This is a genomic window from Pontibacterium sp. (genome assembly GCF_964228735.1).
Taxonomy (GTDB): Bacteria; Pseudomonadota; Gammaproteobacteria; order Pseudomonadales; family Balneatricaceae; genus Pontibacterium.
This window is the reverse complement of sequence record NZ_CAXRBQ010000086.1, coordinates 151,400-175,144: the sequence shown is the minus strand read 5'-3', so window position 1 is coordinate 175,144 and position 23,745 is coordinate 151,400. Positions and strand designations below refer to the sequence as shown.

26 protein-coding genes and 4 tRNA genes are annotated in these 23,745 nt (G+C 54.4%); 17 read left to right on the top strand and 13 right to left on the bottom strand.

What is annotated here, in order from left to right; all coding sequences use genetic code 11:
* Window positions 1-34: 34 nt before the first annotated feature.
* Window positions 35-394, bottom strand: a complete 360-nt coding sequence (locus ACEQ15_RS10310; RefSeq protein ID WP_370279090.1) for a PilZ domain-containing protein — start codon at window positions 392-394, stop codon at window positions 35-37.
* A gap of 202 nt (window positions 395-596) precedes the next feature.
* The gene (locus ACEQ15_RS10305; RefSeq protein ID WP_370279089.1) at window positions 597-956 is read right to left on the bottom strand and encodes a PilZ domain-containing protein; all 360 of its coding nucleotides are present in this window, start codon (window positions 954-956) and stop codon (window positions 597-599) included.
* A gap of 233 nt (window positions 957-1,189) precedes the next feature.
* Here ACEQ15_RS10305 and dapC point away from each other — a divergent pair, with 233 nt between their 5' ends.
* The 8 genes from dapC (at window position 1,190) to ACEQ15_RS10265 (ending at window position 7,511) form a co-directional block, all read left to right on the top strand.
* A complete protein-coding gene (dapC, locus tag ACEQ15_RS10300) occupies window positions 1,190-2,386 on the top strand; it encodes a succinyldiaminopimelate transaminase (RefSeq protein ID WP_370279088.1) in 1,197 nt (398 codons plus the stop codon).
* 26 nt (window positions 2,387-2,412) lie between these two features.
* Window positions 2,413-2,760 carry an ArsC family reductase gene (locus ACEQ15_RS10295; protein ID WP_370279087.1) on the top strand — a complete coding sequence of 116 codons (348 nt, stop codon included), beginning with the start codon at window positions 2,413-2,415 and terminating at the stop codon, window positions 2,758-2,760.
* Window positions 2,761-2,808: 48 nt separating this feature from the next.
* Window positions 2,809-3,840 (top strand): 2,3,4,5-tetrahydropyridine-2,6-dicarboxylate N-succinyltransferase, encoded by a 1,032-nt coding sequence (dapD, locus tag ACEQ15_RS10290; protein WP_370279086.1) that lies wholly within the window; start codon window positions 2,809-2,811, stop codon window positions 3,838-3,840.
* Between the two features lie 107 nt (window positions 3,841-3,947).
* The gene (gene dapE / locus ACEQ15_RS10285; RefSeq protein WP_370279085.1) at window positions 3,948-5,087 is read left to right on the top strand and encodes a succinyl-diaminopimelate desuccinylase; all 1,140 of its coding nucleotides are present in this window, start codon (window positions 3,948-3,950) and stop codon (window positions 5,085-5,087) included.
* Between the two features lie 8 nt (window positions 5,088-5,095).
* Window positions 5,096-5,929 carry a putative RNA methyltransferase gene (locus ACEQ15_RS10280; protein WP_370279084.1) on the top strand — a complete coding sequence of 278 codons (834 nt, stop codon included), beginning with the start codon at window positions 5,096-5,098 and terminating at the stop codon, window positions 5,927-5,929.
* A 10-nt stretch (window positions 5,930-5,939) separates the two neighbouring features.
* The gene (locus ACEQ15_RS10275) at window positions 5,940-6,227 is read left to right on the top strand and encodes a hypothetical protein (protein WP_370279083.1); all 288 of its coding nucleotides are present in this window, start codon (window positions 5,940-5,942) and stop codon (window positions 6,225-6,227) included.
* Complete coding sequence (locus tag ACEQ15_RS10270; protein ID WP_370279082.1) at window positions 6,220-6,606, top strand: hypothetical protein; 387 nt, start codon at window positions 6,220-6,222, stop codon at window positions 6,604-6,606. The genes ACEQ15_RS10275 and ACEQ15_RS10270 overlap by 8 nt, the downstream gene beginning before the upstream one ends.
* Window positions 6,607-6,785: 179 nt before the next feature.
* The gene (locus ACEQ15_RS10265) at window positions 6,786-7,511 is read left to right on the top strand and encodes a glutathione S-transferase N-terminal domain-containing protein (protein WP_370279081.1); all 726 of its coding nucleotides are present in this window, start codon (window positions 6,786-6,788) and stop codon (window positions 7,509-7,511) included.
* Window positions 7,512-7,532: 21 nt separating this feature from the next.
* On the opposite strand, the gene ACEQ15_RS10260 is transcribed toward ACEQ15_RS10265, so the two are convergent.
* Complete coding sequence (locus ACEQ15_RS10260) at window positions 7,533-7,955, bottom strand: hypothetical protein (protein WP_370279080.1); 423 nt, start codon at window positions 7,953-7,955, stop codon at window positions 7,533-7,535.
* A 137-nt stretch (window positions 7,956-8,092) separates the two neighbouring features.
* Here ACEQ15_RS10260 and greB point away from each other — a divergent pair, with 137 nt between their 5' ends.
* Entirely contained in the window at window positions 8,093-8,611 is a 519-nt protein-coding gene (gene greB / locus ACEQ15_RS10255; RefSeq protein WP_370279079.1) for a transcription elongation factor GreB, read from the top strand.
* A 22-nt stretch (window positions 8,612-8,633) separates the two neighbouring features.
* Here the strand turns inward: greB and ACEQ15_RS10250 are convergent, their stop codons facing one another.
* From ACEQ15_RS10250 to ACEQ15_RS10215, 8 genes are all read right to left on the bottom strand, one after another.
* Window positions 8,634-9,065, bottom strand: a complete 432-nt coding sequence (locus ACEQ15_RS10250; protein ID WP_370279078.1) for a cytochrome c — start codon at window positions 9,063-9,065, stop codon at window positions 8,634-8,636.
* Window positions 9,066-9,079: 14 nt separating this feature from the next.
* Complete coding sequence (locus ACEQ15_RS10245) at window positions 9,080-9,568, bottom strand: DUF411 domain-containing protein (RefSeq protein ID WP_370279076.1); 489 nt, start codon at window positions 9,566-9,568, stop codon at window positions 9,080-9,082.
* A gap of 50 nt (window positions 9,569-9,618) precedes the next feature.
* Window positions 9,619-10,029, bottom strand: coding sequence for a Cu(I)-responsive transcriptional regulator (cueR, locus tag ACEQ15_RS10240; RefSeq protein WP_370279075.1), 411 nt, complete (start codon window positions 10,027-10,029; stop codon window positions 9,619-9,621).
* 592 nt (window positions 10,030-10,621) lie between these two features.
* Entirely contained in the window at window positions 10,622-12,931 is a 2,310-nt protein-coding gene (locus ACEQ15_RS10235) for a heavy metal translocating P-type ATPase (protein WP_370279074.1), read from the bottom strand.
* Window positions 12,932-13,296: 365 nt separating this feature from the next.
* Window positions 13,297-13,372 (bottom strand) — tRNA-Lys (locus ACEQ15_RS10230).
* 22 nt (window positions 13,373-13,394) lie between these two features.
* Window positions 13,395-13,470 (bottom strand) — tRNA-Lys (locus ACEQ15_RS10225).
* Window positions 13,471-13,475: 5 nt separating this feature from the next.
* Window positions 13,476-13,551, bottom strand: a tRNA-Asn gene (locus tag ACEQ15_RS10220).
* Between the two features lie 24 nt (window positions 13,552-13,575).
* A tRNA-Ser gene (locus ACEQ15_RS10215) sits at window positions 13,576-13,663 on the bottom strand.
* A 226-nt stretch (window positions 13,664-13,889) separates the two neighbouring features.
* On the opposite strand from ACEQ15_RS10215, the gene ACEQ15_RS10210 reads away from it, so the two are divergent.
* The 4 genes from ACEQ15_RS10210 (at window position 13,890) to ACEQ15_RS10195 (ending at window position 16,811) form a co-directional block, all read left to right on the top strand.
* On the top strand, window positions 13,890-14,540 hold the full coding sequence (locus ACEQ15_RS10210) for a response regulator (RefSeq protein ID WP_370279072.1): 651 nt from the start codon (window positions 13,890-13,892) through the stop codon (window positions 14,538-14,540).
* Between the two features lies 1 nt (window position 14,541).
* On the top strand, window positions 14,542-15,945 hold the full coding sequence (locus ACEQ15_RS10205; protein ID WP_370279071.1) for an ATP-binding protein: 1,404 nt from the start codon (window positions 14,542-14,544) through the stop codon (window positions 15,943-15,945).
* Between the two features lie 63 nt (window positions 15,946-16,008).
* Window positions 16,009-16,278 carry a PepSY domain-containing protein gene (locus ACEQ15_RS10200; protein WP_370279070.1) on the top strand — a complete coding sequence of 90 codons (270 nt, stop codon included), beginning with the start codon at window positions 16,009-16,011 and terminating at the stop codon, window positions 16,276-16,278.
* A 2-nt stretch (window positions 16,279-16,280) separates the two neighbouring features.
* The gene (locus ACEQ15_RS10195) at window positions 16,281-16,811 is read left to right on the top strand and encodes a cytochrome b/b6 domain-containing protein (protein ID WP_370279069.1); all 531 of its coding nucleotides are present in this window, start codon (window positions 16,281-16,283) and stop codon (window positions 16,809-16,811) included.
* 60 nt (window positions 16,812-16,871) lie between these two features.
* On the opposite strand, the gene ACEQ15_RS10190 is transcribed toward ACEQ15_RS10195, so the two are convergent.
* Window positions 16,872-19,538: an EAL domain-containing protein gene (locus ACEQ15_RS10190; RefSeq protein WP_370279068.1), complete on the bottom strand. Its 2,667-nt coding sequence runs from the start codon at window positions 19,536-19,538 to the stop codon at window positions 16,872-16,874.
* 352 nt (window positions 19,539-19,890) lie between these two features.
* Between ACEQ15_RS10190 and luxS the strand changes: the two genes are divergently transcribed.
* From luxS to ACEQ15_RS10170, 4 genes are all read left to right on the top strand, one after another.
* Window positions 19,891-20,403, top strand: a complete 513-nt coding sequence (gene luxS / locus ACEQ15_RS10185) for an S-ribosylhomocysteine lyase (RefSeq protein ID WP_370279067.1) — start codon at window positions 19,891-19,893, stop codon at window positions 20,401-20,403.
* A 444-nt stretch (window positions 20,404-20,847) separates the two neighbouring features.
* Window positions 20,848-21,666, top strand: a complete 819-nt coding sequence (locus ACEQ15_RS10180) for a PilZ domain-containing protein (RefSeq protein ID WP_370279066.1) — start codon at window positions 20,848-20,850, stop codon at window positions 21,664-21,666.
* Window positions 21,667-21,705: 39 nt separating this feature from the next.
* Window positions 21,706-22,368 (top strand): sugar transferase, encoded by a 663-nt coding sequence (locus ACEQ15_RS10175; protein WP_370279065.1) that lies wholly within the window; start codon window positions 21,706-21,708, stop codon window positions 22,366-22,368.
* 259 nt (window positions 22,369-22,627) lie between these two features.
* On the top strand, window positions 22,628-22,960 hold the full coding sequence (locus ACEQ15_RS10170) for a helix-turn-helix domain-containing protein (RefSeq protein WP_370279064.1): 333 nt from the start codon (window positions 22,628-22,630) through the stop codon (window positions 22,958-22,960).
* Window positions 22,961-22,964: 4 nt separating this feature from the next.
* On the opposite strand, the gene ACEQ15_RS10165 is transcribed toward ACEQ15_RS10170, so the two are convergent.
* Window positions 22,965-23,630, bottom strand: coding sequence for a protein-L-isoaspartate(D-aspartate) O-methyltransferase (locus tag ACEQ15_RS10165; RefSeq protein WP_370279063.1), 666 nt, complete (start codon window positions 23,628-23,630; stop codon window positions 22,965-22,967).
* Between the last annotated feature and the right edge of the window lie 115 nt (window positions 23,631-23,745).

Here is a 23,745-nt window from a genome sequence, read left to right as displayed (position 1 = left end):
CCGGTCGGCCGGGCGATACTCATCCGGTCGACTTTCACTCCACACGAGTCAGCTCATATTTGTTGACCAGTTGGCGGATCAGCTCAGTTGAGGTGAGATCCATGGTCAGCGCCTTAAATCCCATCTGGTAGAGGTCCTGGCGTTTACGGGTGGTGTGGATCAAGCGATAGCGCCCGTATACCGGCTGCCCATCCACCTCAAATTGGACATCCACATCCACCGGCAAGGACACCTGCTGTTGGATCACCTCAAACATCTGATCACCACCCTCCAACATCACGCCCCCCAGGCTGATGTTGCGGATAATCACGTTGACAGATATCCCTTTGGGCAGGTTGAGTGTGGCGGTGAGTTCGATCGGCATACGTGGATGCATGCGGAGCTCTGAATGCATTGGCTACTCCTGAAGATTCCTTGCATACAGGATAGCAAACGCTTGTTTAACTGCTGGATCAATAAGGAAAATATATAACCAGTCTTGGAGTGACGGAGGTCAGGCGTTCTATGGATTGCCCAGCGAAGTGAACAGGAACTTTCACTGGTTGGTGCAGGCAACGACGATGCATGGCGGATACACAATCGTATTGGGGAAAGGATCAGAGACGGGTTATTTCATACTCCTCCACTTTTTCACGGATAAATTGCTGATCCATCAGGTCCAGGCTCAACAGCTTAAAGCCGAAGGCATAACGGTTCTGTTTCAGCCGCTGGGTATGGATCAGGCGGCAATGGCAACGGATCGGGCGATCCCCCAGACCAAAATGCATCTCCACTTCAATCGGGAAACGGGGACGGCTCTCTTCAAATAGCTGGAAGGCACGATCATTACCTTCCGAGGTCAAACCACCCAAACTCAGGCTGAGCAGGGTAATGTCGGCGGATTCCCCGGAGGGAAAAACAACCTCAGCCGGCAACTCAACCGGCATGCGTGGATGTAAGCGCAGCTCGGGGTGCATCTTTTAATCCTCACTCTTCTCACTTATGGAAGCATAGCAAATGCGTCCAAAGAGGACCTGTAAGACAAAATTTGGTTCCCTAAACGACCTCCATTGCCAATATCTGTCTTATATCCAACCAGATCACTCAGATTTATGCGTTCAAGACTTAATGGTTGGCCATGAATTCTGTATACTTTTGCGCCTTGTCGCGTGCAAAACCCGGTCCGATCCGGGAGATATCAGGACTATCCATGAACAAAGATCTCAGCCTCCTGCAGCCTTACCCGTTTGAAAAACTGACCGCGCTGAAAGCGCAGGTTACACCGCCGTCCGATCTGGACCACATTGCGTTCTCCATCGGTGAACCAAAACACCCTGCCCCTGAGTTTGTGGCAGAGGTACTGACCGAGAACATGGGCCGTCTGTGCAACTACCCAACCACCAAGGGTATGCCGGAACTGCGCCAGGCAATCGCAGGCTGGTGTGAGCGTCGTTTTAAGCTGAAGGAAGGCTCTGTAGATCCGGAAGCGAATGTACTGCCGGTTAACGGTACCCGTGAAGCGATCTTCGCCTTCACTCAGGCCGCGGTAAATCGCAGCGAAGACGCTCTGGTGGTATCACCGAATCCGTTCTACCAGATCTACGAAGGCGCGGCCTACCTGGCCGGAGCCAAACCGTACTACCTGAACTGCCTGGCCGAGAACGGCTTTATCCCGGATTTTGACGCGGTACCAGAATCCGTATGGCAGAACTGCCAGCTGCTGTTTCTCTGCTCTCCGAGCAACCCGACCGGCGCGGTGACCGATCTGGATACGCTGAAAAAGCTGATCGAGCTGTCCGACAAATACGATTTCATCGTGGCGTCCGACGAGTGCTACTCCGAGATCTACCTGGATGAGAGCAACCCACCGGTTGGCCTGCTGCAGGCATGCGCTGAGATGGGCCGTAACGACTACAAGAACTGCGTAGTGATGCACAGCCTGTCCAAGCGCTCCAACCTGCCAGGTCTGCGTTCCGGTTTCATCGCCGGTGATGCAGCGCTGCTGGGTCCGTTCCTGCAGTACCGCACCTACCACGGCTGCTCCATGCCGGTTCAGCACCAGCTGGCCTCTATCGCCGCGTGGAACAATGAAGACCACGTGCTGGAAAACCGTGATCAGTACCGTCGTAAGTTCGATGCGGTAATCGAGATCCTGTCGCCGGTGATGGATGTACAGAAGCCGGATGCCAGCTTCTACCTGTGGGCGAAAACACCAATCGATGATGACACCTTTGCTCAGGGGTTGTTTGAACAGCAGAACCTGACCGTCCTGCCGGGTCGTTACCTGTCCCGCGAAACTGACGGTATCCTGCCGGGCGCAGGTTATGTGCGTATGGCACTGGTTGCGACTCTGGAAGAGTGCATCGAAGGTGCACACCGTATCCGTAAATACGTTGAGTCGCTGTAAAGCCCGTCACCAAGAGGTAAAAGCGTATGATTACCATGTACGGTATTAAAAACTGCGACACCATCAAGAAAGCCCGCAAGTGGCTGGAAGCGGAAGGTGTTGATTACCAGTTTCACGACTACCGCAAGGACGGTCTGGACGCAGTCCAGCTGAAAAGCTGGGTAGGCGAGCTGGGTTGGGAAGTGCTGCTGAACAAACGTGGCACCACCTGGCGTCAGCTGCCGGACGATATCAAAGACAACATTGATGAGGCCTCTGCGATTGAGGTTATGCTGGAGAATCCGGCGATCATCAAGCGCCCGCTGCTGGATACTGGAGACGTGCGCAAAGTAGGTTTCAAGGATGCCGAGTACGCATCCCTGCTGGGTAAGTAAAACCTGGCAACGATAAGAATTTTATACTGAGTTTACTGGAGTCATAACATGGCAAATTTTGCATTCGGTCTGGGTGTTGGTACTAAATCTTCCGCTGGTGACCTGCTGGAGGTTTACTACAACGCACCGCTGCTGAACGCGGACGACACGCTGGTTGCAGCGGTCGCTGCAAAAGTGGGTTACGAAGGTGGCAACGCAGCGATCGAGATCAAAGAATCCCAGCTGAAAGATCTGGAAGCGGCATTCCTGTCCGTTGGCGCTGAAGACCAGGCTGAGATCGTTGAGATCCTGGAAGGTACGTCCCAGGCACTGTTCGTAACTATCCTGGAAACCGACGCAGAGCCAGCCTCTACCGCTGAGGTTTACCTGAAGCTGTCCCTGCTGTCCCACCGTCTGGTACAGCCACACGGCCTGAACCTGGCAGGTATGTTCGGTCAGCTGCCAAACGTTGCCTGGACTTCTGAAGGTGCAGTATCCATGGACGACCTGTCCAAGCGTCAGCTGGCCGCCCGTGCTCAGGGTCGCGTGCTGCACGTTTACTCTGTCGACAAGTTCCCACAGATGACCAACTACGTGGTACCAGCAGGTATCCGTGTAGGTGATGCTTCCCGTATCCGTCTGGGTGCACACGTGGGCGAAGGCACCACCGTCATGCACGAAGGTTTCATCAACTTCAACGCTGGCACCATGGGTGTAAGCATGGTTGAAGGCCGTATCTCTGCAGGCGTAGTGGTAGGCAACGGTTCCGACATCGGTGGTGGTGCATCCACCATGGGTACCCTGTCCGGCGGTAACGATGTTGTGATCTCCGTGGGCGAAAACTGCCTGCTGGGCGCAAACGCAGGTCTGGGTCTGCCACTGGGCGATCGCTGCACCCTGGAAGCGGGTCTGTACGTAACTGCAGGTTCCAAAGTGACGCTGCTGGACGACCAGAACAACGAAGTGGGCGTGGTTAAAGCTGCAGAGCTGGCAGGCAAACCGGACCTGCTGTTCCGTCGCAACTCCCAGAACGGTCGCATCGAAGTGAAGACCAACAAGTCTGCGATCGAACTGAATGAAGAGCTGCACAAGCACAACTAAGCACGGCTTAACGCGCTAACCGATAACCCGCACTGTAGCGATACAGCGCGGGTTATTCTTTATACTCCACCTTGCCCCGAACTACCCCATAACAGGACGCTCACCCCATGGCTCACCTCTCTCCTACCGTTGAACTTGCAATGGATCTGATCTCCCGCCGTTCCGTAACCCCGGAAGACGCCGGCTGTCAGGATCTGATGATCTCCCGTTTGGAGAAGCTGGGCTTTAAGATCGAACGTCTGCAGTTTGAAGATGTGAGTAATTTCTGGGCACGCCGTGGCACCGAAGGCCCATTGTTCTGCTTCGCGGGGCACACCGACGTGGTGCCATCCGGTCCGGAAGAGCGCTGGACGTATCCTCCATTTGAACCAACCATCCACGAAGGCATGTTGCACGGTCGCGGCGCAGCGGATATGAAAGGTGGTATTGCTGCGTTCATGGTCGCGCTGGAACGCTTTATCGACCACCACCCGGATCACAACGGCTCTATCGCGCTGCTGATCACCTCTGACGAGGAAGGCCCGTTTATCAACGGCACCACCCGTGTGGTAGATCACCTGGAAGCACGTAACGAAAAAATCGATTACTGCATCGTAGGTGAGCCATCCAGCACCAAGCATGTGGGTGATGTGATCAAGAACGGTCGCCGTGGCTCCCTGTCCGGTTCCCTGGTGGTCCGTGGTAAGCAGGGTCACGTGGCATATCCACACCTGGTTAAAAACCCTATCCATCTGGCAGCCCCAGCCCTGGCCGAGTTGTCCACCGAGGTGTGGGACGAAGGCAACGACTTCTTCCCACCAACCAGCTTCCAGGTCTCCAACATCCACGCCGGTACCGGTGCCACCAACGTGGTCCCAGGTCATGTGGATATCGAATTCAACTTCCGTTTCTCCACCGAAGTGACCGCCGACGAGCTGAAAGCCCGTGTACGCGACATTCTGGATAAACACGGTCTGGAGTGGGACATCGACTGGACGCTGTCCGGCAACCCATTCCTGACAGCAGCAGGCAGTCTGGTGGAAGCCAGCCAGCAGGCAATCAAAGCAGTCACCGGTATCGATACTGAGCTGTCTACTTCCGGCGGTACCTCCGATGGTCGCTTCATCGCACCAACCGGCGCGCAAGTGGTTGAACTCGGTCCGATCAACGCCACCATCCATCAGGTGAACGAACGCGTAAGCGTGAAAGATCTGGACACCCTGACCGACATCTACGAAAACGTACTGGCACGTCTGCTGACTGAATGAGCACCCCGATGAACACCCCGCTGGCCTGCCCCGTATGCCAACAGACGCTGCAGCAACAGGATAACAACCTGCGCTGCAGCGCTGGCCATAGCTTTGACCGAGCCAAGCAGGGTTACTGGAACCTGCTGCTCTCGCACAAGAAGAAATCCAAGGATCCCGGCGACAACGCCGAGATGGTGCAGGCACGCCGTGATTTTCTCGACCAAGGCCACTACCGTCAGCTGTCCGAGCAGATCAATCAGCTGGTGTTGAACAGCCTACCGGAAACGCCGTCGAGCATTCTGGATATGGGCTGTGGTGAAGGTTTCTACACCGCCGCCCTGGAGCAAGCGCTGAACGATGCCGGGCGTGAGGACGCGCTGATTGGCCTGGATATCTCCAAACACGCTGTAAAAGCCGCCTGCGCCCGCAGCAAGTCCATCGACTGGCTGGTTGCCTCCGGCGCCAACATTCCGGTTCCTGCGCAAAGCCTGAGTGGCCTGACGGTGCTGTTCAGCCGCCTGATGCCGGAAGCGTTCGCCAAACCACTGAAACAGAACGGCTTCCTGCTGCTGGCCTGGACCGGCGAGCAGCACTTGATTGAGCTGCGTGAATTGATCTACGACGAGGTACGCCCGTCGCGCTACGATCCGGTAAAACAGCTGGAGCCGCTGTTCGAGCTGGAGAGCGTTACCGAGGTTAGCTACAACTTTGCGCTGGACGACAACCATAGCATCCTGACCCTGCTGGGCATGACCCCACACAGCCAGCGCATGCCCCAGGCCAAACGCGAGCAGTTTGCCGAGCTGACATCCCTGCAACTGACATTGGATGTTAAACTCGGCCTGTTCCGTCGCCGCTGAGAATGCACTGATGAGCCACCAACGTATCCACCCATTCAAGCGCTGGTTATACCGCCGCGCTGATAACTACCAGCAGAACCTGAAGATACTGATCACAGGTTTTGGCACCTTTGTGCTGGGTGGACTGCTGATTGTGGGCTCCGAGTTCTTCCTGCGCAGCTCCGTGCTGCAGGAAACCCTGGCAATTGTTGGCTTAATCCTGGCCGGTGTGGGTATCATTCTGGCGGCATTTGGCTATATTTGCCTAAGCGTGCTGCGACTTTTCCGAATATTGAGTACAAACCAAACCGATGACTGACCAACGCCATCCCGATATCGAGATCTATGTAAAAAACCGCTCGCTGGACGAGATTGAAGCCTGGCTGCGCCAGCGCTTTGACGGACTCAGCAACGACTTTTCACAGGGCACCGTACACGAGTACAAAGCCTCGCTGGATGGCACGGCTGTTCCGGTAATGATCCACGAGAAGGTGGTAGGCAAAGCCTGGACCAGTGTCTGGTTCAAGTCGGACCGTACCCGCTGGCAGAAAGACCTGGACTGCGCCATTCAGGCGGCCGCCGATATGGATACCCAGATCCGCTGTATTGCGGGAGGCTGGGCCGACGGCGACGAACCGGATGAGTGGTGGAAGGTAGAAAACGACACCCAGGAAAAGATTCAGTGGCGCACTGACTGATCCATTAGCTTTCAGGCGCGCATCCCCTCCCTTTCTCAGCGCGCCTGCAATTCCCCATCTATGCACACCGCGGCATTGGTCCTAAATCGCGAACATTCCATTCCTGAATCTAAAATTGTTTCGATGCTTCTCGAAGCATACTCTGTAGATTCTGATTTAGCAGGACAATGGACGATTCGATGAGCAATCCACACGACTATCCAACCGTAGCCGAATACCCGATCTCCCAGCGCTGGCCCGCTCAGCACCCGGAGCTTATCCAGCTCTACTCGCTGGGCACGCCCAATGGCGTGAAGATCTCTATCGCGCTGGAGGAGCTCGGCCTGGCGTATGAAGCCCATCGCGTCACCCTGGCAGATGAGGATGTGAAGAGCGCGGAGTTTCTGTCCCTCAACCCGAACAACAAGATCCCGGCGATCATCGATCCCAATGGTCCGGAAGGCAAACCGATCGGCCTGTTCGAAAGTGGAGCGATTCTGGTTTATCTGGCGGAGAAAACCGGCCAACTGATGGGCAGCACTCCGACCGACAAGATCAAGGTCCTGCAGTGGCTGATGTTCCAGATGGGTGGCGTGGGGCCGATGTTCGGCCAGTTGGGCTTCTTTTTTGCCTATGCGGGCAAGGAGATCGAAGACCCACGCCCGCGCGAGCGTTACATCAACGAAACCAAGCGCCTGCTGAACGTGATTGATCAGCAACTGGAGGGCCAGGAGTGGATTGCGGGTGAATACTCCATTGCCGATATCGCCATTGTGCCCTGGCTAGAAACTGTCGCTAAATTTTACAAAGCGGATGAAGTTACCGGCCTGGCCGAATACAAAAACGTTATGGCCTATATTGAGCGATTCACAGCCCGCCCTGCCGTACAGAGGGGTTGGGCAGTACCACCGTCACAGAATAGTTAATGCAAGGAAGAGAGATGCAGGTCAGGCGGTCTGTCTGATCTGCTGATGGGAAGTGGCAATCTCCTGCAGCATCGCACCGCCTGAGATAAGTCCCAGCCGCTCCAGCGAGTCGTTCAGTCGGCGACTCTTTACCGGCACCAGGGATTCAGTTTCCACGTAGCTGCAGGCGTAGGCAAACTCACCACGCATATCCTTGTTGATGCCCACGTTCATCCGCTCGGCCACATCGGCGCTATACAGATCATTGGGGTTGGGATACTGGTTGTCGGTGGTTGGCAGTTCGAAGCCTTCGCCGGATACCTGTGGACGTGTCCCCGGCAGCTCCTGGTTGGTCGCAATCATGCTCAGCAGCAGTGAAAACTGGGCACCACTCCCGCTCTGAACCGCTTGGGTCAGATTGGAGGTATAGGTTTCTATACGTGCCTGAATTTTTTCTGTCTGCATCTTCCGGATCTGCATCGAGTAACAAAACGCTGTCCCAATCCTATCGGCGACGCGCTAAAATTCTTTATCTAAATCGTTAAATTTTACGCACTTATCGCACACCTCGTGCCCGAGGCGTAAACCGGATCAGGATAGTTATGGGCCGCTGGCGACCACCTCAACCGAAGAAATCCAAGTATATCACCGCCGAAGGCTACAAACGCCTTAACGACGAGCTGAAGTACCTGTGGAAAGTTAAACGCCCCGAGATCACCCAATCGGTGAAGGAAGCAGCCGCTCAGGGCGATCGCTCCGAAAACGCCGAATACATCTACGGCAAGAAACAGCTGCGCGAGATCGATCGTCGTGTGCGTTACCTTTCCAAGCGTTTGGAAGATATGACCGTGGTGGATCGCATTCCGGAAAACCGGGACAAGGTATTCTTCGGTGCCTGGGTGACGATCGAAGATGAAGAGGAAAACCGCAAACGCTACCGCATCGTGGGCCCGGATGAGATCGAAGCGGGCAGCGATTACATCAGCATGGATTCACCGCTGGCCAAGCTACTCCTGAAAAAGGAGATCGGTGACGAGATCTGGCTGCAAAAACCCAACGGCGAAGATATCTGGTACGAAATCGTCGCCGTTGAGTATCAGGCCTACAACACAGATCCCTAAAGACCGGGTCCATGCCAGCTAGCTATTTCAGTCCGCCGCGCTGCAGCCAAGCCTGGTAGATCTGCTCACTCCAGAGACTCTGGAAGTACGCAATCACCGCTTCCTGCTGGTCTTCATCCAGCTGCCCCTTAAAACCGGGCATGGTGCCTCCGAACTTAGCACCGCCGTTCTGAACGGTGAACATCAGGGCACGTAGAGGATGATGCCAGGCATGGGCACTGCCATCGAGTGGTGGTGGCGGATAGTTGCCATTGGCCAGCGGCTTACGCCAATCCGGTGTTCCACGTGCTTCGGAGCCATGACAAGACGCACAGTTTGCATCAAACAACGCCTTACCTGTATCCACTTGGGACTGGGTGTACCAACGCCCCTCCACCTTTGGCTCTGAGGGGCCACAGCCTAGCAGCAATAGCGCTGGCAACAGCAACACCAGCGCTTTGATCCGAGCTCCCATAACGGTTTCCCCGATCAGTATTCGCTGTAGTTGTTATACACGTCCACCTTGTTATCTTCGGTGACCGAGAACACCTGAAACGGCTGCTTGGCCGCCCCTGGCATATCCATTCCCGGCCCACCGGATGGCATACCCGGCACGGTCAGCAGGCGGATATTGTTCTCGCTACTGAGCAATCGCTTGATATCCTGCGCTGGCACATGCCCTTCAACCACTTTGCCGTTCACCTCGGCAGTGTGGCAGGAGGCTCCCTTAGGCGGCACACCCAAACGCTGCTTATGCGCATTTACATCCTCGACTACCACATCTTTTACCTGAAAATTATGATCCTTGAGGTGGGCAATCCAGCCTTTGCAGCAGCCACAGGTAGCGCTGCGGTATACGGTAATCTGGTAAGCCTCATCGGTTTTACCCTCCAACCAAACCGGGTTGGCCGCATTTGCACTTGTTGTTACCGGCAGCATCAAAACAGCCAATAAAGCGGAAAAGATCATATTTTTCATCATAAACTCCAGTGTTGGGGCATATCAGTTAAAGCCCCGGGAAATCAAAATCAGGTGACAGGTTTGTCCGTCGTATCGCCACTTAACGCATCCAGAATCGGACATTCGGCACCGTCATCACCGCGGCATTGGCTGGACAGATCAAGCAGTTGCTGGCGCATTTTCGTCAGCTGAACCAACTGCTGATCAATCTGATCTACGTGCGCCAACACCCGAGCTTTCACCTCGGCGCTGCGTCGCGCCGGGTTGTGCATGAGCTCCAGCAGCTCCTTGCTCTCCTCCAGAGAAAAGCCAAGATCACGTGCTCGCTTGATAAAACGCAACTGCTCCAGCTGCTTGTCGTTGTAGACCCGGTAACCGTTGTTGGCACGAACAGCCGCCTCAATGATGCCCTGCTGCTCGTAAAAGCGGATGGTCTTACTGCTTAGCCCGGATAATTTGGCCGCCTGGGAGATATTCACCTGAACTGTCCTCATCAATTTCTGAGATATAGGTTACGAGCGGTGCTTTTTGCCTGTAGCCCGCGTGTCAGAGTGCAGTGGCAAGCCTGGGAGGATGTTCGAGGGCAAGCACCCTCTGATAGGCGTATTGATCAGGCAATAGGTCGGGCGAAGCCCCTCCAGCCATCGGAATTGATAATGCCGTCAACGGCAGAAATACAGCGGCAGCACAGCAGTGCCCCAAACTGCAGTCGCTCTGAGTGCACTCTGCACTCTGCACAGGCTGACAGTCGCTTCCGCAGTGACCATCCCCCATCATGTCGGACATCGCGACAGCAGACATCTGAGGAGCCATGCCCCCAACCGACGCAATACTCCACTGACTCCAGGCAAGGAGTAATATGAGCAGCAGTGTAGTCAGGGGCCGTTTTATCATTGGTGACGTCGAGTATTTGAAGTTTAAAGTCCGTTGTTAGAACAAGGATCCCGCCATCGGTTCCACACAGCAATGGCGAGAACCTATTGTATCAATGGTCGTCCGGGCGGTATAACCAAAACCACCAAACAATCCACGCAACCAGCGCTAGCCCGAGTAAATTAATCCAGATCATAATCAAGCCTCCTCAACGTCCTGACGACCCAGTTTTAACAGGCGCAAGCGGTTGGCGTTAGTCACCACAGTCACAGATGAACAGGCCATCGCGGCACCGGCGATAACCGGGCTTAGCAGCATGCCGGTCAGCGGATACAAGATACCGGCGGCAATCGGGATGCCCGCTACGTTGTAGATAAACGCGCCAAACAGGTTCTGGCGAATATTCTTCAGGGTGGCGCGACTTACGGTCACCGCATCAGCCAATCCATGCAAGGACGCGCGCATCAGCGTGATGTCGGCACTTTCGATCGCCACATCGGTACCGCTGCCGATAGCAAAACCTACATCGGCCTGCGCCAGTGCCGGCGCATCGTTGATGCCATCGCCGGTCATGCCCACGATCTCGCCCCGTTGCTGCTGTTCCTGCACCTTGCCTGCTTTATCCTGCGGTAATACTTCAGCGAAGAACTCATCCACACCCACCTGCTTGGCTACGGCTTTTGCAGTGTTGTGGTTGTCACCGGTCAGCATCACCACGCGCATCCCTTCCGCCTGCAAGCGCGCAATCGCGTCCCGGGAATCGTCACGCACCGGGTCAGAGATCCCGATAATCGCTGCCAGTTGCTTATCCAAGGCGACGAATACCGGGGTTTTGCCCTCAGCCGCCATACGCGACACCGCCTCCTCAGCTGCATCAATCTGAACCTGATGATCCAGCATCATCGCCCGGTTACCCAGCAGCACGTCTCGTCCACCAATAGTGCCCAATACGCCCTTACCTGCTTCGGCGTGGAAATCGTTCACAGACTCCAGGACCAGATTTCTGCTGCGTGCGGCTTCCAGAATGGCATTGGCCAGTGGATGTTCGGAGCCGGTCTCCAGGCTTGCCGCATAGCTCAGCATCTCGGCTTCGCTAAAACCGTTTAACGGTGCAATCTCGGTGACCTGAGGTTCACCGGCGGTGATCGTGCCGGTTTTATCCAACACCATGGTGGTGATCTTTGATGCGGTCTGCAGTGCTTCTCCGTTACGGATCAGCACCCCCGCTTCAGCGGCTTTACCCACCCCAACAATCACCGACATCGGTGTCGCCAGACCCAAGGCACACGGACAGGCGATGATCAGCACTGTGGTGGCAGATACCAGCGCCAATGCAATGGCTTGCTCAGGCCCGAAGTTCAGCCAGGTCAGCGCCGTCAGTACCGCAATTATCATGATCGCCGGCACAAAATACGCCGATACCTGATCAGCCAGACGACTGATCGGCAGCTTGGCGTTCTGCGCCTGTTTCACCATGCCAATGATCTGCGCCAGCGTGGTCTGCTTGCCTACACGGGTGGCTTCCAGCAGAACGGAACCGGTTTTGTTCAGTGTACCGGCAACCATCTCGTCGCCACTGTTCTTTTCCACCGGGATCGGTTCGCCAGTCAGCATGGATTCGTCGACGGCGGTGTAACCCTCCAGCACAACACCGTCTACCGGCACCTTTTCACCCGGACGGATACGTACCTGATCGCCCATCAGGACATCATCGATATCCACATCGACCTCTTGCCCATCTCGCAGGACACGTGCGGTACGGGTCTGCAGACCTATCAAGCGCTTGATCGCCTGGGAGGTACGGCCACGCGCGCGCAGCTCCAGAGCCAACCCCAGGTTGATCAGACCAATAATCATCGCGGTTGCTTCGAAGTACACATGGCGCGCCATCACCGGCACCAGATCGGGGATCAGCACAACCACCATGGAGTACAACCAGGCGGTCCCGGTACCGAGGGCAATCAGGGTGTCCATATTGGCGTTATGGTTACGTACCGATTTCCAGGCACCTACGTAGAAGTGACGGCCGGGGAACAACATCACCAGAAAAGTCACAATACCCACGGCAAGCCAGCCAAGCTGGGAGGCCCCTGCCGACACCATCATCTCGCCGCCAAGCACGCCATACAGCATCAGCGGCACACCCACGCCCAGCGCGAGCACCATATGGCTGATCAGCTGCTTGTAGCGACGTTGCTCCGCCAGCTCTTTTTCAGCCAGCAGTTCCGCCTCCGCTTCCCCGGAGGTCAAGCGTGCCTTGTAGCCTGCATTTTCCACCGCAATGATTAACGCCTCTGCGGCAACCGGGCCGGCTACACTCACTGTGCGCTGAGCAAAGTTCATCACCGCCGAATCCACTCCGGGAACGGCGTTGAGGGCGTTTTCAATCTTGCCGACACAACTGGCGCAACCAGCGCCTTCAATCAGCAACTCCTGCTTGGACGAATGCTCGGTCTCGGAAACCAATGCCTGACTGCTTGCAGCGAGATAATCCTGTGCAGATGCCATCTGCTGTACCTCCAGAATACCGATGCAGACAGAACAGGCTGCACCGGGAATTTAAAACTCTACTGGAAACATAGCCTAGACGTTCCAGCAACTGGAAGGTCAAGCACCCCATCAAGGGCTGAACAGAACAGGAAGCTGAGACAGGACAAATTTCAGGCATAAAAAAACCGCCAGGTGGCGGAATTTTTAAGTGGTGGGTCGTATAGGATTGCTACGCGCGATGCGCTTGCCCTACGCCTTTGGCTTCGGGCCGTCGTCGTAAACTCCGACGTGGTCTCGCCTGCATTGCAGGCTCGGCTCAAACCTTTACGGTTCTCTTCCCATACGACAGACATAAAAAAACCGCCTAAGGGCGGATTTTTTAATGGTGGGTCGTATAGGATTCGAACCTATGACCAATTGGTTAAAAGCCAACTGCTCTACCAACTGAGCTAACGACCCGGTAGAGAAAGCGTGTAGAAAGTGGTGGGTCGTATAGGATTCGAACCTATGACCAATTGGTTAAAAGCCAACTGCTCTACCAACTGAGCTAACGACCCGTTTTTGGCTCCTCGAGCTGGACTCGAACCAGCGACCAATAGATTAACAGTCTACTGCTCTACCAACTGAGCTATCGAGGAACACACGCTCATACTCCTTCAAAATGGCGGAGGGACAGGGATTCGAACCCTGGGGCCCTCTCGGACCGCTGGTTTTCAAGACCAGTGCTTTCGACCACTCAGCCATCCCTCCGAAGGAGTGGCGCGTATATTACCTTCCTCATTTTTTCTGTCAACAACCAGCACCGAACTTTTTTGAATTTTTTGCGGAATTTTCAAAAAACCGTAAAAAGCCTTAAAAAACAAACAGAAGACAACCCAATATTGTTTACTAAACGACCTACTGCAAAGCTTTATCTAAGTGCTTAAGTTTTATTTAATTTTCCGGTGCAATACTGATTTTATTTTGAGGCTGCGCTATGCGATTACTGTTAATTGAGGATGATCCGCTTTTAGGCCAGGGCATCATGCTCGCACTCGAATCCCGACACTACCGGGTTGATTGGCAACAAACCGGTGCCGATGGTTTACAGATGTTGCAGCACAGCCCTCCCAACCTGCTGATCCTCGACCTCAATCTGCCGGATTTAGATGGCCTGGAAGTTCTGCGTCGGGCACGAACCCAGAACATTGATACCCCGGTGCTGATTCTGACCGCCCGGGATGCGATTGAAGAGCGAATTGCCGGGCTGGACGCTGGCGCCGACGATTACCTGGTGAAACCGTTCGATTTGAACGAACTGGAAGCCCGTATCCGTGCCCTCCTGCGTCGCGCATCTGGCCGGGATCAGGAACAGATCACCCACGGAGACCTGGTGATCAACACCGCCGCCCGCGAGGTAAGTCTGCAGGGCGAATCAGTATCTCTTGGACGACGGGAGTATGACCTGCTCCTCAGCCTGCTTCATGCCAAAGGTCGCGTCCTGACGCGTCGCCAGATTGAAGAAGAGATCTACGAAGATGATCCCGAGAGCAACGCGCTGGAAGTGCACATCCACGCCCTACGCAAAAAATTTGGCAAATCGTTGATACGCACGATCCGTGGCGTCGGCTACATGGTGGAGGATTAATATGCGCTCCATACAGAGCCGTATTCTGCTTGGCCTGGCGGCGTTGTTCAGTATTGCCACAGTGGTACTTCTAAGCTGGACCTGGACGACCACCAACCATGAAGTTGAAGAACTGTACGATGCCTCACTGGTGCAGTTCACCCGGCAGTTCAGCAGTCAGTTTCTGGTGACCGACTATGAAACTGCACTCTCGGCGCTTGAGGCATCAGCCAAGCGAGCAGAAGCCGCTGCGCCCACACTTCATGGGAGTGAAGACGAGTACGAAGATAGTTATAGCAGTCAGAATCCGAATGATCCGGGCCACCACTACGAGCACCATCTGGGCGTTCAGGTATGGTCCCATGTGGGTGAACGCCTACTCTCATTCCCCAGTGATCTCAATCTAACTGCACCGCAGGATGTGGGATTTGAGACCCTGAACACCCAAGCTTCAGCCCTGCGTATGTACAACCTTTACCTTCCGGAACAGAAGTTATGGGTACGCGCCACCCAACCTCTGAGCATTCGAACTGAGATGGCCTCAGAAGTGGCTGAGCATGTGCTTCTGCCACTGGCCGTTGTAATTACAGGGCTGATTATCGCTATCGCCTTTACGATCAATCACTATCTGCGACCACTTAAGCAGATCAGTCAGGAGCTCGACTACCGCAGCAGCGACGATCTTTCTCCGCTTAGCAGCCAACAACTACCGCAGGAATTGATCACACCCGTGCAGTCACTCAACCGTATGTTTCAGCGTGTCGCACAAACCTTGCACCGAGAGCGGCGTTTTACCAGTGATGCAGCCCATGAGCTGCGCACGCCTTTGGCCGCACTGCGTATCCACACCGAAACCCTTTCTCTACCGCAGCAAAAAGTACAACCGCTGCTACAGGGGCTGAACCGGATGGAACGTGTTGTTACCCAGCTGTTGATGCTGGCGCGTCTGGAACCACGACACAGCAATCAGCTGGATAAGCAATCGCTTGATGTAGAACGGCTGACAGCGGACCTAATCGCTGAGCTGGTTCCCACTGCACTGCGTTTTCACGTACAGATTGAGTTGCATACACAGACACAAACTAACCTCATGGCTGAAAAAACACTGCTGGAAATCCTTCTACGCAACCTGATCGAAAACGCGGTGCGCTACACCCGCCCCGGCGATACCGTCCTAGTGACGCTGGAAACGGATATGGACCACTATCTGATCACCGTGACCGACCATGGCCCCGGACTGAGCGATGATCTAAAAATCCAAGTGCTCCAACGTTTTTATCGTAAAAACAAAGCCCAAAACGAGGGCGCGGGACTGGGATTTTCAATTATCGATCAGATCATCAATTTGCACAGAGGCAGTTTCACCCTGAGCGACACACCCAACACCGGTGGGCTGAGCGTCCAGGTAAAACTGCCAATGACTTAAGGCTGACTTAAGTTTCACTTGCGAAGATATCCTCAAACACACAACAGATTGAGGTTCTTCCCAATGAAAGCACTGCTCACAAGCGCAACCGTTCTTATGCTGGCCGCTACACAGGCACAAGCTGGCCCACACTGCACCGACGGCAACCAGGAGGTTTGGATTCCAGCTGACCAGATGCAGCAGCTGATTAAGGATCAGGGTTACAAAATCAAAAAGTTTAAGGTAACCAGCGGTGGTTGCTACGAGATCTATGGCTGGGACAAGGCTGAAAACAAAGTCGAGGTGTATTTCCACCCGGTATCCGGTGACATCGTCAAAACCAAGGTGAAATAACCATGTGTGCTCAGCCATCCAACAAAGTCAAAGTATGGGATCCGTTCATCCGCATCTTTCATTGGTCCCTGGCCGCCAGCTTTTTGTTGAACTACACCGTTCTGGAAGAGGGAGAAAACCTTCATGAATGGGTTGGATACTACGCCCTGGCGCTAATCGCCATCCGCATCGTCTGGGGATTTATCGGTCCACTGAATGCGCGTTTCAGTGACTTCTGGCCAACACCCGCCCGGATAAAAGCCCATCTGCGCGAGCATCTACACGGTCAAACCCCATCTCCAGATCGGCATAATCCGGTGGGGGGGCTGATGATTCTGGCCCTAATGGCAGGCATGCTTGTAACCGGCATCACCGGGTGGCTGAGCACCACGGATATGTTCTGGGGTGAGGAGTTAATTGAAGAACTCCATGAAGGTGCGGCCAGCGTGGTGATGGGATTGGTCTGTCTGCATGTTGCTGCGATCGTGTGGTTTAGCCGCAAAGGCCCCCACAATCTGGCACGTATCATGTGGACGGGATACCGGACAAAGTAAGTACAGGCCCCCAAGTCAGACCTGCCGGTTTGATGTACGTAACTCGGCAGGTTTTGTCCGTTAGAGCAACGCTAACGTGCTGTCCTGTTCCGGTGCAATGATCCTCTCTTCAAACAGAATCGGGTCGATCGGTTTACTCAGGTAGTAACCCTGTACGGAATAACACCCTGCATCACGCAGGAAGTGCAGTTGCTGGGCAGTCTCAACACCTTCCGCCACCACCTTCAGGCCCAGCGCCTTGGCCATCTCAATTGCCGCCACGATAAGCTGCTGATCGCTGGTATCTACCGCCAGATCACGCACGAAGCTGCGGTCGATCTTGATGACATCAAACGGGAACATTTTCAGGTAGGCCAGCGAGGAGTATCCGGTACCGAAGTCGTCCATCGATAGCATGACACCCAACGCCTTCAGGTCATTTAATACCTGTGCCGTACCGGAGTCTTTCTTCACCAGCAGCCCTTCGGTCAGTTCCAGCACCAGTGCCTGCGGTGGAAACCCGGTTTCATCCAGCACGGATTTCAGCAGCAGCGGGAAATCTTGATGGCGTAACTGTCGGGGTGAGATATTGACTGCCAGGTAGAAATCATTCAGCCCGCTGTCCAGCCACTTGCGCCCTTGTTCACAGGCGGTTTTCAGTATCCAGTGGCCGATCTCAACAATCAGGCCAGTTTGCTCTGCCAGCGGGATAAAGCTATCAGGACCAACAAATCCGAGCTCTTGGCTACGCCAACGCACCAGTACTTCAGCCCCCAGCGGGCGACGGTCATCGGCACCAAAGATCGGTTGGTAGTTGAGATAGAGTTCGTGTTTGTGCATGGCGGAGCGCAGGCAACGCTCCATTTCCACCCGCCCGGCCACATCTTCGTTCATGCTGGACTGGTAGAAACCGTAACTGTTGCCGCTGTTCTCCACCTTGCAGCGGTGCATGGCGATATCTGCGTGTTGCAGGAGACTCACTTCATCAGTGCCGTCTGCTGGGAAGATCGAGATACCAATCGAACCGGAGATATAGAAGCGGTGCTCCTCAATCTCAAACTCGTGCTCCAGCTCCTGCAACACCTGCTGCGCCAGACGGGTCACATCGGTCTCGGATTCAACCTCGTCCAGCAGCATCACAAATTCATCAGCCCCGTAACGTGCCAGCGTATCGCCGATCCGGGTCACCGACAGCAGACGCTGCGCCACTGCTATCAGCAACTGATCACCGGCGTCATGTCCCATACCGTCATTGATCTTCTTGAAGTCATCCAGGTCGATATAGAGAACCGCGACCTGGGTGACATTTTCCGCGGCATGTTCGATAGCCCGCTTCAGACGTTCGGTCAGCAGTTGCTTGTTCGGCAGGTCGGTCAGCAGGTCAAACTGCGCCTGATAGCGAATGGTCGCTTCCTGCTGCTTGAACTCGGTGATGTCACGCAAGCAGGCTACCCTTACCGGTTCACCTTCCAGCTCGCTGTTCTTGGCGAACACCTCCATCGGGAACTCACGTCCATCCTTGCGCAGCGCCTGCACCTCGTAAGGCAGTTCCAAGCCGGTATGCACATTGTGGAAACCCACGGCAATACTTTCAGGCGCCAGCAGGTCCCAGACTTCCATATTGGCCAGCTCTGCCCGGCTGTAACCAAACATACGCTCGACCACCGCATTGATATCCACAATTTTGCCGCGACTGTGGATCAGAATGCCTTCGTTTGAGATATCCCCCAGCTGGTACAGGCGTGCTTCGGTTTTAACCCGCTTGCGTTCATCGTCCGCTTCCCGCTTCAGGCGACGGCGTACGCGCAGATATTGCGTCAGAAGGAGCACGGTTAAGAGCAGAGACACCGGCCCCAGAATCCCACTGTACTGCTTGATCAACGCATACTGCGCGACGGGTTCACCTTCACGCAGATAAAACACCTGCCAGCCATTCAGATGATCTAGCGGTGCTTTTTCGAGTACAAAGTGTCGATCTGCAATCTTCACCCGGCCTTCATCGTCCACCTTTTCAAAACCCAGGCTTTCGATGCGGGTATCACCAAACTGTCGGGTTGATAGAATCTGTTTCTGTTGTGACTCGGTCAGGGGCCAGAGGCTTTTGAGAATCCAGTCACTGTTGGTTGCCGCAAACACCACCCCTCGAGAGTCCACCAGCATCAAGTTGCGCTGCTCTTTCCTGAGTTCTTCATCGATCCGATCGGCGGACAGCTTGATCACCATCACGCCCAGCGCTTCATCCGGATCCTCCGCCATCAAGCGGCTGAAGTAGACGCCACGTTTGCGGGTGGTTACGCCGTATGCGGCGTAGATCTCTCTGTTGCGGATGAGGGCATTCTGAAAGTACGGGCGGAAAGCGTAGTTTTTGCCTTTGAGCGGAATAGGGCCGATTTCGGAGTTGTGAATAACAACGGTACCCTCAGGATCCAGGGCATAACAGATAGAGGCTTGCTGGGTACGGCACACCAGATCCAACAGGTGGCGCCCCTCTGTCTCTAGTTCACGGGAGGGCTCTCGCATGTATTGCTGAAGATTAGGCAGGCCCGCAACGGTGTTTACCAAGCGTTGCTGGTTTTCAAGAAACACATCCAGCTTACTGGCGACGACCTGCGCATCCCGCTGACCTTCCTTACGCTCGGCCTGATCTTCCAGCAGCAACGTGGAGTAATGGTAGTGGAGATAGATACTGATAATGGTAGCGAAGGCACCTACGACCGTGAGCGCAAATAAAATGCCTTTTCTATTCATATACAACCCAAAACCCGAAATCCATCTCGATGAATACCACTACAGCCAGTTATTTTAAACTGTCTCTTCGCCCTAAACGGTATATTTATCTCGTTTCCCTGACTTTGATTGGGAAAGTACTCAAGATTCTCCGATCGGCCATCATCACCGCATGAGGACACCAGACTAACAGATATTGCCCCTCTGTCCACGGCGAGTGGTTACGCACATCCGGGGAATTGGCGTAAAATAGGGGGAAAAACCGAGCCATGCGGGGACAGTTAGTCCCACATCGCTCTTCTCAGATCTGAGTCAGGCGATTAACTCATGACTTATGATCCCAGAAATCACCTATTTCAAAGAGAGTTCTGATATGCCACTGCTTGACAGCTTTACGGTTGATCACACCCGCATGAACGCACCGGCCGTGCGTGTTGCTAAAACCATGACCACCCCTGGCGGTGACACTATTACTGTGTTTGACCTGCGTTTCTGTCGTCCAAACGAAGAGATTCTGACTGAACGTGGCATCCATACCCTGGAGCACCTGTTTGCCGGTTTCATGCGCGACCACCTGAACGGTCCGAACGTAGAGATCATCGACATCTCACCAATGGGTTGCCGCACCGGCTTCTACATGAGCCTGATCGGTCAGCCTGAAGAGCAGAAGGTTGCTGCAGCCTGGCTGGCGGCGATGGAAGACGTGCTGGGTGTTCAGAACCAGAACGATATCCCTGAGCTGAATGAATACCAGTGCGGTACCTATGCGATGCACTCCCTGGAAGAGGCACAGGCAATCGCTACCGATATCAAATCTCGCGGCGTTGCAGTGAACTCCAACGACGAGCTGAAGCTGGATCCTAAGTTCCTCGAAGAACACAGCTAATCAGGCTAACGGAGTTACCCCCAACATCTGTGGATAACTCCGTGCACAAGCTCCGCGTATCTTCCGCTACCCCTGATATCATCGGGGGTGGCGATTTCTGACGAAGTTTTACTCAGCCACGTCCTTGTACACGCCAGGCAACGGTTTCCCACAGCTCGCTGAGGGATATTCACATACCTCGGCAAGGCTGTTTTTCAAACGCAAGACCACATTTTTCAATATCGGGGCAATCGCTCCAGAAGCCTATAATTAATGGTACTGAACCACCGGTTGCTCATAGGTCACTAGTGAGCATTAAAACAACAATTATTGAGTGATAGATCTGTTCTTTGTATACCGGTCACGGTATGCTGAGCGTTCTAACAGGTCCAACACCGGACGTCAGACCTTCGATAGTGTTGCGTACACCGGACTAACCGCCATACGTCTCAGGATACCGCTGCTATGAAGCCAAACAAAAAACTGCTGAGATTCTTAAAACAGTTTTTTATCCAGAAACCGGAACTTCACCATCCGGACGACGGCCATCTATTGCCTACCGTAGAGTTTTATCAACTACTGGATAAAGAACGCTTTCGTGCTGATCGCTTAGGCAATCCATTCAGCCTGGTGATCATTCCACTGCCAGAGGGACAAAGATCTCCAGCAGAACTCCGAAAGATCGTATCCAGTATCCATAATCAAACCCGCCTGATAGACGAGTTAGGCTGGTTTGCGCCCGGCACCTTGGGCCTTTACCTGTTTAATACCCCGGAAGACGGTGCCAAACAGATGCTGTCACGCATCCGGGAAAATCTGGCTACGCCTGAACTGCTTGATGACGTGCAGATCATGGTGTATCCGGATACAGAACAACGCAATGAGAGTAACGATAATCGACGCAACCAGGAGCGTTTGAACCTCAACCTGGTTGCAACGATCAGCCCTGTCGAATCGGGCTCTCTCGGCGAAATTGGCACTGCATCCGCAGTAACCCGTGACATCTCCGCCAGTGGTGCGTTTCTGATGACGTCGACAAACTTGCCAGCGGGCACCCAGCTTGAGCTTGAGGTCCACCTGCCGATAGATGAATTGAAGCCTCTGGATGAAAGCGGGAAAGATATCGCCCTAAAGGCGGTCGGGCATGTGGTCCGTTCGGACGCAAAAGGTGTGGCAGTGCAGTTCGACAATCCACAGAGCCTGAAGACAATCAACCAGATGAAGCAATTCAATGCCACGGCGAACACGGCTGATAGTTGGACTCCGGTTCCTAATAGCCAGTGAACGAATCCTTGAGATTGAAGTTAAAGGAAGCCATCTGTCATGAATAAGCCTCTGGACGACTGGGCACAGCTCAGCAGCAATGCCCAGCACCTGTTTATCAAGGATGTTCCGTGGTGGAAAACGGCGATGGACAAGGCGGGTGCCTCCTGTGCCCTGCTCCTGCTCTCCCCGCTACTACTGGTGGTTTACCTGATCATCAAGATCACCGATCCGGGTCCGGCATTTTTTGTACAGCCACGCACGGGGCGTGGCGGTGTTCCCTTTGGCATGTACAAGTTCCGCTCCATGGTGACCAACGCCGAAGAACTGAAAGCCAAGCTGATGGAACAGAACGAGCGTGACGGTCCGGCCTTTAAGATGACTGATGACCCGCGCATCACGCCGATTGGCCGCTTTATCCGCAAATGGAGTATCGACGAGCTGCCTCAGTTGTTCAACGTACTGAAAGGGGATATGAGCATTGTTGGTCCCCGTCCGCTGCCGGTCAGCGAAGACAAGCAGATGGGACAGTGGCACGTTATGCGCCGGGAGGTAAAACCGGGAATTACCTGCCTGTGGCAGATTGCAGACCGCGACAACATCGGTTTTGACGAGTGGATCAGGCTGGATATTCAATACATCCGCAACCTGTCGTTCTGGCTGGATGTGAAGATCATTCTGCTGACTGTCCCAGCGGTATTAACCAACCGGGGCGCTAAGTAGAGAATTTCTTTTCAATAACCCTGTCTTCACCTGAATTGGGTGATTATAGGTGCAGTCCCTTGCAATTGGACTCCTTGTGCTACTCCTATTCCAGCTCCCAATTCCTCATCCTCAGGAAATACGGGAGCGGGCCAACTATACTGCCGCTACCAATTTAAGTAACTGAAGGTCCAAGCAGAACATGCCCCGGCTTCCGGCAAGGGATGTTCTCCATGTACCTTTGGTGACAAGCTATCTGACCTGAGCGAGAATCGCCTCCGTGACAACGCGTGCAGAAAGACTGAAGCAGGCACGGACGCGCGTAAATATGACCCAGGTAGAGGCGGCAAAACGTCTTGCCAAGGCAGTATCTACGATTAAAGGCTGGGAAAGTAATCAGGGTGCCGAACCGGCAACCCTGAACGATGTGTCGCGTGTCTGTAAACTCTACAACATCTCAATCGATTACTACGTCAACGGCAGTGCCGAGCCGAGCGAGGAGCTGACCAAAGAGCAGCGTCGTATGCTCTCCGCTTTCAACCAACTTTCCCCCGCATCACAAAAAGCCCTGATGCTGGCGATGGAACAACTGGCCAAAGAGATCACGTCCTAAGCCATCACATTGACAGGCCACTCCCCTGGATCAGCGGCACAAAGCGCACATCCAGTACGGGGGAGGATTCGATCGTTCCGGTATCGTCCTTATCAACCTGATAAAGGATCTGACCACCGTATTCAGGCCCCACAGGGATAACCATCCGTCCACCCGGCTTTAGCTGCTCTAACAGCGCGGGAGGCACCTCTTCAGCCGCGGCTGTGACCATGATCCTGTCGAACGGTGCTGCATCGGGATAGCCCTGGTAACCGTTGCCCAACATTACCTCCACATTGTCATAGTGCAGGCGCCGTAACCGCTCCGAAGCCTCTCGATACAAAGGCGCTATGATCTCAATGCTGTACACCTTCCCAACCAGCTGCGATAACACCGCCGCCTGATATCCTGAGCCCGTACCGACCTCCAGACAGATCTGATCCCTGTCTGTATCCAGCAGGTCTGTCATCAGGGCAACAATATAGGGTTGAGAGATGGTCTGTTCGTAGCCAATGGGCAGGGGTATGTTCTCGTACGCCTCAATCGCAACCCCATCAGGTACAAACAGTGCACGATTAACGGAACGCACGGCGGCCATTACTTTTTCGGTAAAACGTCCCCGCCCTGTTTCTGCTGCGGTCAGGCGGGCAAGCCGGGCGATATCCTGCAGCATCTGCTGACGGTCGGTCATAAGATCCCCCTTGGGAACCCAACGAATACACCCTGCCGTACAGGTCCAAGGTATATTCCCTGTTTCCCCGTTTACTATTGATTAAGCCTAGCAGGCTTTAATCTCAAACGACGGC